Source organism: Citrobacter sedlakii, from assembly GCF_018128425.1.
GTDB classification, from domain to species: Bacteria; Pseudomonadota; Gammaproteobacteria; order Enterobacterales; family Enterobacteriaceae; genus Citrobacter_A; species Citrobacter_A sedlakii.
This window is the reverse complement of record NZ_CP071070.1, coordinates 2,387,074-2,404,810: the sequence shown is the minus strand read 5'-3', so window position 1 is coordinate 2,404,810 and position 17,737 is coordinate 2,387,074. Positions and strand designations below refer to the sequence as shown.

The window sequence follows — 17,737 nt, the reverse complement described above, 5'->3', positions numbered from 1 at the left end:
TTTTTAATCCTCAAGCAGACGCAGCAACTGGGCAAGAGCAAAACGAACGGCCTGATCCAGCACCTCTTCGCACTCCCCGCTAAATTGTTGCACAACGGTGTAAACCGCGCCGTCTATATCCCAGGCAAACCAGACGGTGCCCGCAGGCGTTCCGTCGTCACCGCCTTCCGGGCCGCCGTAGCCGCTTATCGCGATACTGATATCAACATCGGCGTGTTCGCGCGCGCCCGTCGCCATCTCCGCCACGACCGCCTCACTGACGGCAGTATGTATTTCCAGCGTGCGTTCCGCCACGCCGAGGATCCTTGTTTTCGCTTCATCGGTAAAGGTGATAAAGCCGACGCCGTAAAATGTCGGCGTATCCTCGGCTGCGCAGAGCGCCGACCCCAGCTTCCCGCCGGTACAGGATTCCGCTGTTGTCAGGCGTAATTGTCGTTGACTGAGCAACGTGCCGAGGCGGTTTGTCAGGGCGGCGACAGTCTGGGTATTTTGCAGCGTAATAATTTTATTTGTCGGTATTGGCATCATGATTTTTCAGTCTCTGGAATAATAGAAATTTGTCCGTTTCTTTCCAGTATGGCATATTTAATTTCCTTCATTTCCAGAATGCCATGATTCTGACGTGCGGCGAGCATAATATCGTCACACGACACGCTGACTTTCTGCAATTTTGTCTGATTAGCGGCACCGTGTGCTACCAGAATAACGGGCGCGCCATCAATAAGATTTTCTGCGCCGGGTATTTTCTTTTTCAGATAGCCAAACAAAATATCAACCACCACAAGGGTGATAATGGTTAGCATGGCGCCGGTAACGGAAAAATCTTCTCCCAGTAAAGCCTGTTGTGTCGCTTCGCTGATTATCAACAACAGGATCAGATCAAAACTCGTCATTTGCATGAGCGTCCGTCTACCGGCAATTTTAATGACGATCAGCAAAATCAGGTAGATGGCGATCGCTCTGAGAACCATGTCCATACGCGTCTCCTACGGATAAACGAATTGAGAAATCACTTTTTCCGCCCCGGAATTGGCCGAAAGAGTGGTCTGAAAAAAGCCGGGTCGGAGCGGTTTAACCGTTAGCCAGACGGTGGTCTCCGCGTTTGGTGTTGATGCGTACTCCATGACCAGTTGATGGTTGACGTTGCGCATGCTGTCTGGCTCAGGGGTGATGGTTTCTATCTGGAAGGAAGCGGTAAAATCCTTGCCTAATTGCAGCGTAAGGGGGCCGGAAGGCGGGGAAGGCAAGCTAATTTTGAGCGTGTCATCTTTCATCAGACGTCCGAATTTTTCATATTCCACCTGCAACTTTGGGTTATCGGCGACGAGTTTGCCGCTGCTAAAGTAACCGCTGGAAAATAAACCGCTTAATGCCGCGATAATTATTAACAGCAAACATGTAAAGCCGATTCGTCTGAATTTATCTTCAAAGTTAAGCGCCTTACGACTTTCTTCAACAAACGGAATAGGGTGTTTGGTATCGTCAGAACCGGGCATAGTCTACCTGCCTGTAAATTGAGGTTGCCGTACCTGCTTGATTTCACACCAATCTACTCCTCAGCAGGACGCTAATTTGTAAAATTTAAAAATAGCAACCAGACTTAATAAGTCAAACCGAACGCCGAAAGGGGAAAAAATGAAATTTAACATTATCGTATTAACGAGTGTTCTTATAATGCCTTACGCGTTAGCGGCTGATGAAGGTGGGTTAAAAAAAGATGCTGCGCCGCCACCGCCTCACGCGATTGAAGATGGCTATCGGGGAGCGGAGGATGCTAAAAAAATGACGATTGAATTTGCTAAAACGATGCATGATGGGGCTACGGTCTCTCTGCGAGGCAATCTGATCGACAAAAAAGGCAATGATACCTACGTGTTCCGCGACAAATCGGGGCAAATCGATACGGTGATCCCTGCGTCTGTATTTGATGGACGTGAAGTGCAGCCGGACCAGATGATCAATATTAATGGCAGCCTGGACAAAAAGTCGACGCCGCCGGTCGTGCGGGTAACCCGTCTCCAAAAATAGAACACGCTTAGTCATGTCGGCGGAGGTCAAGGATTAAGACAACGCTGACATTCAATACGTCAGGTGACTGATGTACAATGCGGGCTTCTTTTTCTGGAGCCCGTCCTCACTATGTCCGCTTTTTCTTCCCTCATGCTCTCTGTTTCGTCATCGCCATGGCATACGATGACTGTACAGGCGGCGGGTTGACGATGAATCCGGGCAAGCCGCTGATCCTCGCTTCGATCTTTTTAATGTCTGCCTGCGGAAACAGTACGCTTTCTCAGATGGATATGCCTGCGCAAAAAAGCGCGCAGGCCGTGGTGGGCTATTATGCGCGCGGCATCGACCCAATGGTGACCCGATACATGCAGGAAAAGCAGGTATCCGGCATGGTTGTCGCGGTGATCCAGCATAACGGGCCGGTAGAATTTCACTGTTATGGTGTTACCGACGCGCGTCATCGATATCCCATTACACCAGACACCTTGTTTGCGCTGGGTTCGCTTAGTAAAGGGGTAACGGCAGAAGTGTTAACCATGCTGGTCCAACAGGGCGTGTTTAGCTGGGACGACACGCTGGAACAGCTTTTACCCGTTAACACGCCGCTCAGTGACGATGCGAAAAAGATCACGTTGTTACAGCTGGCGACCCACACGTCGGGCTTACCCAGACAACCTATCGATCTGTTGACGCTGGAAAACGTGTTGCGCTATTTCAGCACCGGCGAAAACTTTTATACGCAGCTGGACAGTGACGATATGCTACGTTATCTCGCCGATTTCAGCGCGCCGGACGCGCGAATACCGCAGTATTCGAATATTGGCTATGCCTTACTGGGCTACAGTGTGCAACGTAAAACCGGGGAGACCATCCAGTCGCTGGCAAACCGGCTACTGTTTCAGCCGCTGGCGATGAATAAAAGCAGTTTCATTCCGGAGCAGCTTCAGGCATACCCATATCGCGCCCTCGGTCACGCAGGCGATCAGCCAAAGTTTATATCGCGTGGTCATCTGACGCCGGACTGGGTGTTTAAAAACAATATGGTGGGGGCGGCAAGTTTGTACAGCAGCGCCCGCGATCTGGCGACCTATGCTCGCGCCCACTTTGCCCCAGGTCAACCCGTCGCGCTCAGCGCGGCGTTCGCCGAGGTTTCGCGCGTTTATTTCGCTCAGGAAAAAGAGGCGGCAAACATTGCATGGGTGAGTGATACGTTACCTGACCGTACCATTACCTATCAGGTTGGTTATATTGGCGGCTATTCGAGCTATATTGGCTACGACAATAAAAATCAAAATGCAGTGGTGGTTTTGCAAAACAGCTTCAACTGGAGTAATTACTTTGGACACGCCATTTTGACAAAATTAGAAACGCGACCGGCGGACGGGTAAATCTTCGCCGTTTAACTTCCATTGAGAAAAGGCGTGGTAAGTTGGCTGTGATTCGTTGTTGAGCAAGGAATCGCACGACAACGAAAAGAGTAAAAACAATCTATCCATGCAAGCATTCACCGTCGGTTATCCGGCGGTTTTTTTTTTACTGGCGACAGATAAAAAAGTGGCCCCTTGTGCTGTAATGCGACAAGGGGCCTTCGCGGTGCAGGACTATCTCCGTTCATTAGTCATCCCATTTGTGGCTGAAGTACGCGGCGAGAAATCCGGAAAACAAGATAATTCCCAGAACTGCCATAAATACGTTCATATTTCCCAGCATGTTTGCCTCCGTTTATTTGATTGTGTGTTTCCTCGCTTACCTTAATTTCGGTTGATGACAGAGATATTAGCAGCTCTAATCTAAACAAAAGCTGAATTAGGTGATTATTTCCCGATAAAAGTAAATTTTTAACGATATTGCGAGAGAGGGTCGACATAAGCATGTCGAAAAGGGTGGCGCAATCACGCGGCGTTGCTGTGGGCAACATAGGACTGGCAGTGAAAAGAATGACAGGCGGCACTTCCGGATGGGCGAACGTAACCTGCGCTTTAGCTTTCCCCCGGCGGCAACCTGAATTAATTTCAACGGGCATGAATTTTTCTCGTTTGCCCGACGGCCTGTGGTATGTCAGTTTGGACGTATAGCCATCCAGAAGTCTTAATGTTCAAATAAGAAACTATCACCTCCGGTAATCATTGCCGGATGACAAAGGAGATCGCATGCAAAGACAACAGGCCCCGTTTCGTGCAGAAGTCGTTGGGAGCTTTTTACGCCCGGATGAAATTAAACAGGCTCGCCAACAGTATTCCCGCGGGGCGTTAAGCGCCAGTCAGTTGCGCGCGGTTGAAGATGAAGCGATACGTCACGTGGTAGAGCAACAGTGCGCCTGCGGCCTGCACGTTGTGACGGACGGGGAATTTCGTCGTGCCTGGTGGCATTTTGATTTCTTTGACGGACTGCAGGGCGTAGAGCGTTACGACGCAGCGCAAGGTATTCAGTTCAACGGCGTTCAGACTAAAGCCCACGGCGTTCGCGTCACCGGGAAGCTGGCGTTCGGCGATCATCCGATGCTGGAGGATTTTCGCTATCTGAAAAGCATCAGCGGCAATGCGCAGCCGAAAATGACCCTCCCCAGCCCCAGCGTATTGCACTTCCGTGGCGGGCGTAAGGACATTGACGCGACGGTGTATCCACACCTCGATGCTTATTTCGACGATCTCGCGTCCACCTGGCGTGATGCTATTCACGCATTTTATGCTGCCGGGTGCCGCTACCTGCAACTGGACGATACCGTATGGGCTTACTTATGTTCCGATGCGCAGCGCCAACAGATCCGTGAGCGGGGAGACGATCCGGACGCCCTGGCGCGCATCTATGCCGACGTAATTAATCGCGCGTTGCGTGATAAGCCCGCTGATATGACGATTGGCTTGCATGTCTGTCGCGGTAATTTCCGGTCTACCTGGATTTCGGAAGGAGGCTACGAGCCGGTCGCTGAGATCCTGTTTGGCAGCGTGAATGTGGATGCGTTTTTCCTTGAATACGATAATGATCGCTCCGGTGACTTCGCGCCGCTGCGCTTTATTCGCCCTGGCCATCAGCAGGTCGTGCTGGGGCTGATCACGACCAAACACGGCGAACTGGAAAATCCGCAAGGGGTGAAAGCGCGCCTTGAGGAAGCCGCACATTATGTCGACAAGGCGCAAATCTGCCTGAGTCCGCAGTGTGGTTTCGCCTCGACTGAAGAAGGAAATACGCTGACGGAAGCCCAACAATGGAGCAAAATTAAACTAATCACCGAAATTGCCCGGCAGGTCTGGTAAATTGCTTCATGACTGAGCACGACGCTGCACGCTCGTAATGCAGCGCTGTGCCATTGTGGTTCATTACCCCTTTATATCGCGCCACTCGGCGCGTTTTTTTCTCCTTCGCCGTTCTGGCATCTTTTTTGCCTTATTCCTCCTGAACGTCATTTTTGCGCCGTTTTGTTTGTCGGATCGCACAGCATCTTTCTTTTCAGGAGTGAAACTATGCAGCGTCGTACATTACTTAAAGCTTTTGCCCTCTCTGCCTCGGTGGTTGCCATGGGGCTTAGCTTCAGCGTCCAGGCCGCCGACACCATTAAAATCGGCATTATGCATTCGCTTTCCGGCACTATGGCGATATCGGAAACCCCGTTGAAAGACGTTGCGCTGATGACGATTGAGGAAATCAACGCAAAAGGCGGGGTATTAGGGAAAAAACTGGAACCGGTGGTGGTCGACCCGGCGTCCAACTGGCCGCTGTTTGCCGAAAAAGCGCGGCAGTTGCTGAGCCAGGATAAGGTGGCGGTCGTGTTTGGCTGCTGGACCTCCGTTTCCCGAAAGTCAGTGTTACCGGTGTTTGAAGAACTCAACGGCCTGCTATTTTATCCGGTACAGTACGAAGGCGAAGAGATGTCGCCGAATGTTTTTTACACCGGCGCCGCGCCTAACCAACAGGCTATTCCCGCCGTCGAGTATCTGCTGAGTGAAGATGGCGGTAGCGCTAAACGCTTCTTTCTGCTCGGTACCGACTACGTATATCCGCGTACCACCAACAAGATCCTGCGCGCTTTCCTGCATTCAAAAGGGGTGGCAGATAAAGATATCGAAGAGATTTACACCCCGTTTGGTCACAGCGATTACCAGACTATCGTTGCCAACATCAAAAAATTCTCCGCTGGCGGCAAAACGGCGGTGGTCTCCACCATTAACGGCGACTCAAACGTACCGTTCTATAAAGAACTGGCTAATCAGGGGCTGAAAGCGACCGATGTACCGGTTGTGGCGTTCTCGGTTGGTGAAGAAGAACTGCGCGGTATCGATGCCAGGCCGCTGGTCGGCAACCTTGCCGCCTGGAACTATTTTGAGTCCGTCGATAACCCTGTAAACCAGAAGTTTGTCGCCGACTACCGCGCCTACGCGAAAGCGCACAATTTACCGAACGCCGGGACGGTCGTTACAAACGATCCGATGGAGGCCACGTACGTCGGCCTGCACATGTGGGCGCAGGCGGTTGAGAAGGCCGGAACGACCGATGTTGATAAGGTCCGTGCGGCGATGGCAGGACAATCCTTCCAGGCGCCTTCAGGCTTTACCCTGACGATGGATGCCGCCAACCATCATCTGCATAAGCCCGTGATGATCGGCGAAATCGAAGGCAACGGTCAGTTTAATGTGGTGTGGCAGACTGAAGAACCGGTCCGCGCCCAGCCATGGAGTCCCTTCATTGCCGGTAACGATAAAAAATCAGAGCAGCCGGTGAAAACGGCGAGTAACTGAGACGACGCCCTCCGGCGGGAGGGCAGGATAACGGGAGAACAGGACATGAAAGCCATGAGCTTTATTCACGGTGTCGTGCTGGCGCTGGGGTTGATGCCGTGGTTGGTTCAGGCCAGCGATGCCGACACGTTTGTCGCCGCCAGCCGCAACCAACAGGCGCAGTTGCTGGAGCAGTGGACGGCGTCGCCTGAACCGCAGCGGCTGCCGTTGCTGGCGGCATTAAGCAAGGAAAGTGTGCTGCTTGACAGCAAAAAACGGGCTTTCACGCAAAACGGGACACAGTTGACGACGCTGGGCGCAGCCAGTACGCCAACCGGCACACTTAAAAAGCTGCGCTTGACTAACCGGTTGCGTAATTTGGTGGCTGGCGCGCTGGCCACGCATCAACTTATAAGTGACAGTGTCACAGAAAGGCGCGCCGCCGCCACGGCGCTACAACGCGGCGCGCAGCCTGCCATGCTGCCGCTTATCCAGCAGCGTCTGGCCGCAGAAAGCGATCCCGTTGTGACATCGCGTCTGACCGGCGCGCTGGCGAGTTTACAACTGACCAGTCCTTCCGCGGACGTTCGTCGTCAGGCCATTACGCTGCTCGGCGATTCCAGCGATCCGGAAATGCAGGCGCGTCTGCAACCCTTTACCGACCATGCGCACGAGCCTGACGCCAGCGTACGTGAAGCGGCAACTGAGAGCGTGACGCGGATTCAGCATCGTATGGCGACAGGCGAACTGCTCGGGCAGGCGTTTATGGGATTGTCATTAGGTTCGGTGTTACTGCTGGCGGCCCTCGGCCTGGCGATAACCTATGGCCTGCTCGGGGTAATCAATATGGCGCACGGTGAAATGCTGATGCTTGGGGCTTACTGTACGTGGATGGTGCAACACCTGATGGCGCAGTTCATGCCGCAGTGGCTGGCGATGTATCCGCTCGTCGCGTTACCGGTAGCCTTTCTGTTCACCGCCAGCGTGGGAATGATTCTCGAACGCGGGGTGATCCGCCATCTTTATGGTCGTCCGCTGGAGACATTGCTGGCGACCTGGGGTATTAGCCTGATGCTAATCCAACTGGTGCGCATGACCTTTGGCGCACAGAACCTGGAAGTGGCGAATCCGGCCTGGCTGTCCGGCGGCGTGCAGGTGTATGCGAACCTCGTACTGCCGTGGAACCGGATAGTGGTGTTTGGCTTTGCGCTGCTGGTGGTGGTCTTTACCTGGCTGCTGCTCGCTAAAACGCGGCTGGGGTTACGGGTGCGGGCGGTGACGCAAAACCGCAGCATGGCGGCCTGCTGCGGCGTCCCGACGGGCAGGGTGGATATGCTGGCGTTTGGTCTGGGGTCGGGCATTGCCGGACTGGGCGGCGTGGCGTTGTCGCAGCTTGGTAATGTCGGGCCTGAGCTGGGGCAAGGCTACATCATCGACTCCTTTCTCGTGGTGGTGCTGGGCGGCGTTGGTCAGCTTGCTGGCAGCGTGGCGGCGGCGTTTGGCCTCGGGGTATTTAATAAGATCCTTGAACCGCAGATGGGGGCGGTGCTCGGGAAGATCGTCATTCTGATGTTGATCATTCTGTTTATCCAGAAGCGACCCCAGGGATTGTTTGCCTTAAAAGGGAGGGTGGCTGACTAATGACTATGCCAATGTCCTTAACGCTGGCGCGCAAAGCGCCGCGCGCCAGCCTCGTGACAGGTTCGCTTGTCCTGCTGATGCTGGTGACGCTGCCGTTTCTGGCGCTACTGCCTGCCGACCACCCGCTGGCGATATCCGTCTGGACGCTTACGCTTGCCGGCAAAATCCTCTGCTATGCGATTGTGGCGGTGGCGTTGGATCTTGTCTGGGGCTATGCCGGTATGCTGTCGCTCGGACACGGAATTTTCTTTGCGTTGGGCGGGTACGCGATGGGGATGTACCTGATGCGCCAGGCCGCCGGGGAGGGGTTACCGGCGTTTATGTCTTTTCTTTCCTGGACCGAGCTGCCGTGGTTCTGGTGGGGAACGCAACATTTTGCCTGGGCACTGGCGCTGGTGGTGCTGGCGCCGGGCGTGCTGGCGCTCATCTTTGGTTACTTTGCGTTTCGATCGAAGATCAAAGGCGTCTATTTTTCGATCATGACGCAGGCGTTGACCTTCGCCGGGATGCTGCTGTTCTTTCGTAACGAAACCGGCTTTGGCGGCAACAACGGTTTTACTGGCTTCACGACCCTGTTGGGACTGCCGATCACCGCCACCAGCACGCGAATTGGGCTGTTTCTGGCGACGGTGCTTCTGCTGGTGTTGTCGCTGTGGCTGGGATTCGCGCTGGCGCGGAGTAAATTTGGGCGCATCCTGACCGCCGTTCGCGACGCAGAAAATCGGCTGATGTATTGCGGTTATGATCCGAAGGGCTTCAAGCTGCTGGTCTGGACGCTTTCCGCTGTGCTTTGCGGGTTGGCCGGTGCGCTCTACGTGCCACAGGTCGGCATCATTAACCCCAGCGAAATGTCGCCAACCAACTCCATTGAGGCCGCCATTTGGGTTGCGCTGGGTGGACGCGGTTCGCTGATTGGGCCGGTGACTGGCGCGGTACTGGTTAACGGGGCGAAAAGCCTGTTCACCGTCATCATGCCGGAATACTGGCAGCTGTTTCTCGGGTTAATTTTCATTGTTGTCACCTTGTTTTTACCGCGCGGCGTGATTGGCCTGTTTCGTAAAGGAGAAAAATAATGCAGCCAGACGAAGGGCTTTTCACCCGCCAGGTACCGGGCGATCGCTATCGCCAGCAAACCGACCCGGTATTACAGCTGGAAAACATCAACGTCAGCTTTGATGGCTTTAAGGCGCTAACCGATCTCACCCTGAACATTGGCGTAGGAGAACTGCGCTGCATTATCGGCCCCAACGGCGCAGGAAAAACCACGCTTATGGACGTAATTACCGGTAAAACGCGGCCCCAAAGCGGAAAAGCGTTGTATGACCAGTCGACGGATCTGACGACGCTGGATCCCATCGCCATTGCCCGCCAGGGTATTGGCCGCAAGTTTCAGAAACCCACGGTGTTTGAAGCTCTGACGGTGGCGGACAATCTGGCGCTGGCGATGAAAAGCGATAAATCGGTGTGGGCGTCGTTGCGCGCCACGCTAAACAGCGAACAACATGATCGGATCGATGAAATGCTCGGGCTATTGCGGTTACGGACTGAACGCGGGCGTCACGCCGGGCGGCTCTCTCATGGACAAAAGCAATTTCTGGAGATTGGCATGTTGCTGGTACAGGAGCCGCACCTGCTATTACTCGACGAACCCGCGGCAGGGATGACCGATGCGGAAACGGAGTACACCGCGGAACTGTTCCGGACGCTGGCGGGAAAACATTCATTGATGGTGGTGGAACACGATATGGGCTTTGTCGAAACCATTGCCGATCGCGTCACGGTGCTGCATCAGGGACGCGTTCTGGCGGAAGGCAGTCTGCGCGACGTGCAGGCCAATGAACAGGTCATTGATGTGTATCTCGGACGCTAAGGAACGCAAATGCTACAGGTAAATGAACTGAATCAATACTACGGTGGAAGCCATATCCTGCGCGGCGTGTCCTTCGAGGCGAAAATCGGCGAAGTGACCTGTCTGCTGGGGCGCAACGGCGTGGGTAAAACGACGCTGCTGAAATGCCTGATGGGGCTGATCCCGGCGCGCACCGGTACAGTCACCTGGCAGGAAAAAAACATCACTCATCGCAAGCCGCATCAGCGGGTGCAGGCGGGCGTGGCCTATGTGCCGCAGGGGCGAGAGATCTTCCCGCGCCTCACGGTGGAAGAGAATCTGTTACTGGGAATTTCCCGCTTTTCAGGGCGCGAGGCGAGAACGGTACCGGAGGATATCTATGCGCTTTTTCCGGTTCTGCATGAGATGAAGCATCGCCGGGGGGGCGATCTCTCCGGCGGACAGCAGCAGCAGCTGGCACTCGGACGCGCGCTGGCGAGTCGTCCACAATTGTTGATCCTCGATGAGCCCACGGAAGGTATCCAGCCTTCGGTGATAAAAGAGATCGGTCAGGTCATCAGCCAGCTCGCGTGCCGTGGTGATATGGCGATACTGCTGGTCGAACAGTTTTATGACTTTGCCGCCGAACTGGCGGACCAGTATTTGCTGATGTCGCGGGGCAGTATTATTCAGCGCGGGCGCGGAGAAAACATGGAAACGGAGGGGGTGCGCGGGCTGGTCGCTATCTGATACCGCCCGCAGGTGATTAACACAGCGCAGGCTGGCCCCATGGTCCGGCGCGCATGCCTTTCAGCATCAGCGCCCAGGCGATGACGATCGCCACCATCAGCACAGCAAACAGCGTCCAGGCGGGGAAGGCTGTTAGGATCACGCCGCTGGCGAGGGGGTTGACCGCCGCCCCGAGCCAGCCCAACGATTGCGCAGAAAAATAGCTGGCCTTCATGCCCGACGGCGCGATGTTATCGATCAGCATATATTCGCCCGGCGCATAAATGACTTCGCCAAGGGTGAAGATTGCGGCGGCGATCCCCCAAAGCAAGAGACTTTCGCCGGCGATCATGAAACCGGCGAGACCGATGACAAAGCAGACGGTCCCGAAAGCCATCAGGGGGCGAATATTGCCAGGCGTCAGTCGGCGGCCAACGGCATATTGCAAACCGACAACCACCGTCGCGTTAACGGGCAGGACGACAGCCACCACGTTCTCCGCAAAATCGCCGTCTGCGACCACCATGACGTACTGAGAGATACAGGACGCGAATGCGCCGCTGACGAATGACGCGAGAAACGCTGACAGCGTAAACCAGAACAAGGCTTTATCCTGGAGCAGTACAGACGGCGACCAGGCCACGCGGGTATCTGCCTCAGCGCGCGCGGTCGAACGGTTAACCAAAAGCTGTATAAACACCAGCGGGAAGGCGGAACAGATTGCGGCAAGCCAAAAGGGCAGATTAATGCTTTGCATCACCAGTAAGGTGCCGAGCGGCGGCCCGACGGTCCAGCCGATGTTCAGTACCGTGTAATTAAGCGAGAAAATCTTCGCCTTCGCGGCGGGTGACAGGTTATCGGCAAACCAGGCCTTCAGAACGGTAGCAAACACTGAGTAAGCGCAGTTAATTAGCGCGAACAGCAGCACGACCAGCACCACGTTATGTACCAGCGGTATAGCGATAAAACCGAAGGCAAAGGCGGAGATTGCCAGCAGCATGTAGCGCTTTTTGTCGAACTTATCCGCCAGAATGCCAAAACCGAGGCTAAAGATAACGCCGATGGTTAACGCAATGGTCATGGCATAGCCGATCACGTCCACGCTCAGATGATACTGGCGATTCAAATAGATGGTCATGAAGGGCAGCGTTGCGCCGCGACCAATCGTCAGTAACAGGGAAGAAGCAAGTAAAGCCAGGGTGGATCGTCTTAGCGTTTTGTTCATGTCTATGCCCGACAGTGGGTTCTCGTTTCGTTATATTTTTGTGCTCAATGACTTTTAAGGAATAGCACGGCAAAAATGTGATGTATAGCGGATAAATTGTTCGATCGTGCACTGTTATCCCTACCAGAATTAATGATCTGTTGCGTGCTAATGTTTTACGTTACTTTAACTTGTTTACAAAAATTTAATATTTCAGGGCGGTGGTATGTCGCGAAAAGACGGACTGTTAGCGTTACTGGTCGTGGTGGTCTGGGGACTTAACTTTGTGGTGATCAAAGTGGGTCTGCACAATATGCCGCCGTTGATGCTGGCGGGGTTACGCTTCTTGCTGGTGGCTTTCCCTGCTATCTTCTTTGTTGCGCGGCCTAACATTCCGCTCACGCTGCTGCTGGGATACGGTCTGACGATTAGCTTCGGCCAGTTCGCGTTTCTGTTTTGCGCCATCCATTTTGGTATGCCTGCCGGGCTGGCGTCTCTGGTGCTGCAGGCACAGGCCTTTTTCACCATCGTGCTCGGCGCGTTTGCTTTTGGCGAGCGTTTACAGGGCAGGCAAATCGCCGGGATCGCGCTTGCTGTATTCGGCGTGCTGGTGCTGATTGAAGCCAGCCTCAACGGTCAACACGTGGCGCTGTTCGGCTTTATGCTGACGCTGGCGGCAGCCTTTTGCTGGGCCTGCGGCAATATCTTTAATAAAAAGATTATGCAGCATGCGTCACGACCGCCAGTGATGTCACTGGTGGTATGGAGCGCGCTCATTCCGATTATGCCATTCTTTGTCTCGTCATTACTTCTTGATGGCGCGCCCAACATGATCCAGAGCCTCGTCGACATTGACCTGACGACGATCCTGTCGCTGGTCTACCTGGCGTTTGTCGCCACTATTGTGGGTTACGGTATTTGGGGCACGCTGCTTGGGCGTTATGAAACCTGGCGCGTGGCGCCGCTGTCGCTGTTGGTGCCGGTGGTTGGCCTGGCGAGCGCCGCGGTATTGCTTGACGAGACGTTAAGCGGACTGCAATGCCTGGGCGCGGTGCTGATTATGGCGGGACTCTACATTAACGTGTTTGGTTTTCGCTGGCGCAATATCGCGCAGGTCAGGGGATAGCAGACGCAGAAAAGCCGCATGTTTCCATACGGCTTACCGGTCAGAACATCAGTTGCCAACTGACCATCACTTTCTGATCGCTGCTATGGTCAGACACATTGGCGCCGTAACCCACGCCCCAGGCCATATCGCCTTTATGCAGCGTCATGCCTAACTGTCCGGCAAAGGCGGTTTTATCAGTGATGTTCGCCGTAATGGCGTCTGTCGCGCTGATGCCCTGGGCACGGATCCGGGTGTCAGAATGGGTATCGCCTGCACGGGTGATGACCGCGACATCCGCCTGGGTGGACAGATCCCATCCTGAATCCAGGGCGAAGGTTTTACTCAATTTTACCCCCGCCGGGAACTGCCAGATGTTCTGGGTTTCTTCGTCCGTTTTAAAGACCGCTTCATGATTCGCGTTCCGGGTGGTAAAGCCTTTGGTTTTAAGCTGGTTGTAACGTACGCCTGCATAAGGAATGACATCCACAACCTGATTTTCAACGCGGTACTCGGCGGTTAAGCCTGCGGTCAGCAACTGTGAGTCTACATCGCCATTCAGTTTGCGCCCCTGATTCATCCAGCCGGGCAGATCCTGTTCGATATCGTTACTGTTCGCGCTAAAGCCGATATCCGCGGTGACGTTAACCGCATCACGACGCCAGTTCTGGTACAGCGAAACGCCCCAGAAATCGAAGTCGTTATGCGTGGTGTTGAAGTCGCCGGAAGAATCAGTGTTACCACGACCGGCATGAGCGGCGATCCCGGTGCGCATTGGTCCAATCGCGGAGTCCCAGGACCCTTCACCGCCAAGCATCACGCCGTAGTAGTCGGTATCAAAGCCATAGTCCGCCTGTCCGGCAGAAAAGTCGCGCGCCCGCTGGTTGCCGTAGAGGGCCTGGACCCAGACGGTACCGTCTCCGGCGGCGAATTCAGGATGGGCCAGCGACATGCGTTGCTGTATCGTCCGGGAAGCGGCAAGTCCGGTTGCCAGCGTCGTGGCCTGAACCCCTGCGGCGACGGCCAGTTGCGCGGCGCTGTTAACGGTGTTTACCACCTCCTGGACGCCAATCTGCGGGCTTTCTACCGCCTGTGAAAGGAAGCGCAATCCCGCAGCGCCACTTTGCGTGTCGTTGATGCCCTGAGCGATCATGGTATCCAGCGCATGTGTTGTCACCACGCCGGGCAGTACGTCCTGGGCCGCTTTTGCGACTGTGGTGACAATCACATCGCCTTCCTGCCAGGTGGTCTTCGCGCTCAGCAGTTTATTGAGGATCAGGTTATTGTCCTGCCAGCCAGAACCGGCGATCTCAATGTTGCTGAAACCGTGCGCAATCGTATAGTTCTGATTCGCTTTGGCGTCTTTAACATACAATTGCGCTGAGGAGGCCACGTCCAGGTTGCCGTCGGTGGCGTTCAACGCGGCGTTACCGCGCGTTGTGCTTTCGCTGTTCACCATCAGCAGTGACTGTTCGCCAAACTGCGCCCGGTTCAGCGTTGCGGCATAGTCAGAGGACGGCTGGCTGAGCGAACCGTCCACCCGTATTCCCCCCTGAGAGGCGATGAGGGTTTGCGGCGTTGCGACAGCCAGCGCTGCGGTGACGCCGGTTGGCGACCATGCCAGCCCGGTGCTGGCGAAGTCATCGATCGCCGGTTGCAGGCGGGTGTCGCCCAGCACCAGCAACGCGTTTTGCCCGACCGTCAGACGACCGTTAACGTTCTCCCCGCCAAACGCGGCCTGAGACGCCGTGTCGATGGTGGCGTTCTGTTGCCATTGAGGGTCGATGAAAACGCTGGCGCCGTGGAGATCCACCTCGCTGGCAATTAATTTGCCCGCAGCTGCATCGTGACCGACAAAGATTTTCGCCTGGCTGAGGGCGTCAGCGTCGGCGGTGGTGATAAGTTTCCCGGCGTCGAGAGTACCGTCAACGGCCATTGCGCCGCTGCCGACCAGCTCGACGTTCGCGTGCAGTACAGCCTGATTCCCGATACTGATTTCCCCCTGGCTGACGATCCCCGACGCGGCGGCGCTGGTGACCGTATGATCGCCGGACACCACGTTCAGCGCGCCATCCTGACCAATATTCAGCTGTCCACGAAGGTAATCAGTGGTATTCGCGGTGGCCAGCGTTCCAAGATTCAGGCTTCCGCTTTCCACGTCAACGTTAACCTCCGCGTCGGGATTACCCGCCACGCTGATCAGCGAGCCGCCAGATGCGCCGGTCAGGGTTAACGACTTCCCACCAACGATAGCGACGGAAGCATCGCCTGCGCCTTCAAGACGCAGACTGGCGGCGCCAAAGCTATTGGCGACAGCGATCTCCTGGTCTGATATCGCCTGTGTGCTACCGACAACGACCCGGTTCTTGTCCGCCACGACGTCGACGTTCGCGAGAACTGCGCCGGCGGTGGCGGCGTCAGTCACTGTCGCTTCGCCGGTGACGGTGTCGTTATTTATCAGTTGCCCGGTCATGACAAGCGAGGCGCCGGACTGACTGCCAAGCAACTGGTTAACCGACTTCAGCCACGCAAGTTGGTAGGTGTCGTCAGTCAGGGTCAGGGTACTCTCGCTCAGGGTCAAGCGATTGCCGGTCTCATTAAACTGCGTTGCGCCATCAACGTTGGCGACAGTACTGAACAGTTGGCTGGAGTGTGTTTCCAGCTGGCTGTTTGGGGTCAACTCCAGCGACGCGCTGTCGCGCAAAGAGAGGGAATCGGCAATCAGTCTGGCCTGGTTAAAAATCAGTTTGCCAGCAGAGAGAGCCACAGGCGCGTTAATCACGCCACCTGTAACCTCCAGCAGGGTTCCAACGTTATTGTCGCTAAAACCGCCGCCGAGGGTGGTGGTGGCGCGCACATTGAGTTTACCGAAGCGGCTGAAGTTATCGCCCTGCAGTTGAGTCATCGATTCCATGAGCGTCAGGGTGCTGTTGGCGTTTCCATATAGCTGTCCGCCGACCTGGGCGTTATCGAGAATCACATTGCCACGCACAATATCCCCGTCTTTTAACGTCACGTCGCCTGAGATCTGGCTGTCTTTAAGCAGCAGATCCACTTCGCCGCTAAGCGCGCTGGCGTTAACAGAACCGGTCAACACGGAGCCCACCAGACCGACGGAAGTGGTTGTAGCCGTGTTCAACAGCAGATCGCCGGTCATCTGACTGGCCGTCAGCGCTGCGTTGAGACGGTCGCTGGCGGCCAGTGCGGTTATGCCTGTCACCTGGCTGTTTGCCAGCGTCAGGTCGAGGGTCTTACCTTTGGCGATATCAATAGCATTTGCGGCAGTGGTGGCCTTTAGGGTGCTGTCATCAACCGTCACCGTATTCAGACCGCCGGTCGCGGCAATTTTCAGCGAGCCGGTTAGCTGGCTTTTATTTTTCAGCGTGACGCTGTTGGTTTTATTGGTATTGCCGCCGGAAATAAGAATCGCATTTTCATTAGCTATTGCTGCATCGCGGGTATCGATCGCACTGTTATCTACGGCAGTGGTGATATCGTCTTTCGCGTAGGCGACGTTGATATTGCCTTTGTTAATCGCACTGTCGCTGACCGAAATACTATTTTTTCCTGCGCTACCGGTCAGGATCCGGCCATTCAGCACACCGCCGTTGCGGATGTCGATGGTGTTATCGCCGGTATCGTAATACGAGAGGTAGATCGCCGAACCGCGGGCGTAATATTTACTGCGCTGGGGCGCTTTCTGCGTCTTGTCATAATCCGTGTTCGCATTAGCGCCATTCAATGTGGATTTATCCACCGTGATGATAGTGTTAGTTTTATGTGTAAAACTCCCGCCTGCTTCCAGCCAGTCAACGGTAGCGTTATTTACCAGGTGAATCCCCGCTGTACCATTTTTACTGGCGTTAATGTAATAACCGCTTAAATTTGCGCCATCGACGACCAGATGCTGAATGTCGTTTGCGCTACGCGACGATGTACCGCTGGCAAAATAGACGTTTTGTGTTCGTGCCTGGGCATTGATGGCCGCATCCTGGGTAGGCAGCGTAAAATACCAGGCAGTCGGTGTTGGACTCGCCGTTGAGGTCATCTGAAATTCTTTCAAATTACAGATCCCGTCCGTGTATGTTGTGCAATCAGCAGCTGCGGGCGCGGCAAAAAGCACCATGCTACTGCCGACAATCAGGCTAATACTTTTAGCCAGAGGGGTAAGGCTTAATTTATTTTCCATAATATTTGCCATCCAGTTGCTGAGGAATCTTGAAAAGTAGTGAACCAGGAAACTATTTACCCTTAGTTACATTTCGAAATTTAGCAAACGACGAGAATGAGTGATATAGGACGTCAGATTACGACTTAAGAAAAATCCTAATATGTGCATAACACTTTGTTTTATATGGTGCTTAAAATTAAATTTATCACCAAAACTGTGCGTGGTAGCACATTTTGTTACTCCGGGATTAAGAATTATCTTATACTGCCGGGAGCCTTCTGATTTGCGGGCCATTTAAAATATGCTGTAAATAGTTTTATAAAAACCATGTCAAAGG

General features: G+C 54.6%; 16 protein-coding genes. 9 read left to right on the top strand and 7 right to left on the bottom strand.

The features are described 5' to 3' along the window. Positions 1-3 precede the first annotated feature (3 nt). The 3 genes from JY391_RS11450 to JY391_RS11440 are packed head-to-tail and all read right to left on the bottom strand — an operon-like array spanning position 4 to position 1,496. Positions 4-525 carry a 2-oxo-tetronate isomerase gene (locus tag JY391_RS11450; protein WP_042282916.1) on the bottom strand — a complete coding sequence of 174 codons (522 nt, stop codon included), beginning with the start codon at positions 523-525 and terminating at the stop codon, positions 4-6. Beyond that, a complete protein-coding gene (locus JY391_RS11445) occupies positions 525-977 on the bottom strand; it encodes a DUF421 domain-containing protein (protein WP_042282918.1) in 453 nt (150 codons plus the stop codon). Before JY391_RS11445 ends, JY391_RS11450 begins: the two co-directional genes overlap by 1 nt. A 9-nt stretch (positions 978-986) precedes the next feature. Beyond that, on the bottom strand, positions 987-1,496 hold the full coding sequence (locus tag JY391_RS11440) for a hypothetical protein (protein WP_211934327.1): 510 nt from the start codon (positions 1,494-1,496) through the stop codon (positions 987-989). A gap of 139 nt (positions 1,497-1,635) precedes the next feature. On the opposite strand from JY391_RS11440, the gene JY391_RS11435 reads away from it, so the two are divergent. Together JY391_RS11435 and JY391_RS11430 are read left to right on the top strand one after the other, a co-directional pair. After that, on the top strand, positions 1,636-2,028 hold the full coding sequence (locus JY391_RS11435) for a YdeI family stress tolerance OB fold protein (RefSeq protein WP_042282922.1): 393 nt from the start codon (positions 1,636-1,638) through the stop codon (positions 2,026-2,028). 272 nt (positions 2,029-2,300) lie between these two features. Beyond that, positions 2,301-3,398, top strand: coding sequence for a serine hydrolase domain-containing protein (locus JY391_RS11430; RefSeq protein ID WP_374197230.1), 1,098 nt, complete (start codon positions 2,301-2,303; stop codon positions 3,396-3,398). A 116-nt stretch (positions 3,399-3,514) separates the two neighbouring features. Here the strand turns inward: JY391_RS11430 and JY391_RS24065 are convergent, their stop codons facing one another. Both JY391_RS24065 and mgtS read right to left on the bottom strand, forming a co-directional pair. Then, entirely contained in the window at positions 3,515-3,625 is a 111-nt protein-coding gene (locus JY391_RS24065; protein WP_229264045.1) for a hypothetical protein, read from the bottom strand. Continuing rightward, complete coding sequence (gene mgtS / locus JY391_RS11425) at positions 3,625-3,720, bottom strand: protein MgtS (RefSeq protein ID WP_000901367.1); 96 nt, start codon at positions 3,718-3,720, stop codon at positions 3,625-3,627. The genes JY391_RS24065 and mgtS overlap by 1 nt, the downstream gene beginning before the upstream one ends. Positions 3,721-4,160: 440 nt before the next feature. Between mgtS and JY391_RS11420 the strand changes: the two genes are divergently transcribed. The 6 genes from JY391_RS11420 to urtE all read left to right on the top strand — a co-directional run bounded on the left by JY391_RS11420 (position 4,161) and on the right by urtE (position 10,941). After that, the gene (locus JY391_RS11420; RefSeq protein ID WP_042282925.1) at positions 4,161-5,264 is read left to right on the top strand and encodes a cobalamin-independent methionine synthase II family protein; all 1,104 of its coding nucleotides are present in this window, start codon (positions 4,161-4,163) and stop codon (positions 5,262-5,264) included. A gap of 207 nt (positions 5,265-5,471) precedes the next feature. Then, on the top strand, positions 5,472-6,743 hold the full coding sequence (gene urtA, locus JY391_RS11415; protein ID WP_042282927.1) for an urea ABC transporter substrate-binding protein: 1,272 nt from the start codon (positions 5,472-5,474) through the stop codon (positions 6,741-6,743). Positions 6,744-6,788: 45 nt separating this feature from the next. Beyond that, a complete protein-coding gene (urtB, locus tag JY391_RS11410; protein WP_211934326.1) occupies positions 6,789-8,363 on the top strand; it encodes an urea ABC transporter permease subunit UrtB in 1,575 nt (524 codons plus the stop codon). Continuing rightward, positions 8,363-9,436, top strand: a complete 1,074-nt coding sequence (urtC, locus tag JY391_RS11405) for an urea ABC transporter permease subunit UrtC (RefSeq protein WP_211934325.1) — start codon at positions 8,363-8,365, stop codon at positions 9,434-9,436. Before urtB ends, urtC begins: the two co-directional genes overlap by 1 nt. Then, the gene (urtD, locus tag JY391_RS11400) at positions 9,436-10,233 is read left to right on the top strand and encodes an urea ABC transporter ATP-binding protein UrtD (protein ID WP_042282931.1); all 798 of its coding nucleotides are present in this window, start codon (positions 9,436-9,438) and stop codon (positions 10,231-10,233) included. Before urtC ends, urtD begins: the two co-directional genes overlap by 1 nt. A gap of 9 nt (positions 10,234-10,242) precedes the next feature. Continuing rightward, on the top strand, positions 10,243-10,941 hold the full coding sequence (gene urtE, locus JY391_RS11395) for an urea ABC transporter ATP-binding subunit UrtE (protein WP_211934324.1): 699 nt from the start codon (positions 10,243-10,245) through the stop codon (positions 10,939-10,941). A 16-nt stretch (positions 10,942-10,957) separates the two neighbouring features. Here the strand turns inward: urtE and ydeE are convergent, their stop codons facing one another. Further along, on the bottom strand, positions 10,958-12,145 hold the full coding sequence (gene ydeE, locus JY391_RS11390; RefSeq protein WP_211934323.1) for an efflux MFS transporter YdeE: 1,188 nt from the start codon (positions 12,143-12,145) through the stop codon (positions 10,958-10,960). Positions 12,146-12,350: 205 nt separating this feature from the next. On the opposite strand from ydeE, the gene eamA reads away from it, so the two are divergent. Continuing rightward, a complete protein-coding gene (eamA, locus tag JY391_RS11385) occupies positions 12,351-13,250 on the top strand; it encodes an O-acetylserine/cysteine exporter (RefSeq protein ID WP_211934322.1) in 900 nt (299 codons plus the stop codon). Positions 13,251-13,290: 40 nt separating this feature from the next. Here the strand turns inward: eamA and JY391_RS11380 are convergent, their stop codons facing one another. Next, positions 13,291-17,418, bottom strand: a complete 4,128-nt coding sequence (locus tag JY391_RS11380; protein ID WP_211934321.1) for an autotransporter outer membrane beta-barrel domain-containing protein — start codon at positions 17,416-17,418, stop codon at positions 13,291-13,293. Positions 17,419-17,737: the final 319 nt, after the last annotated feature.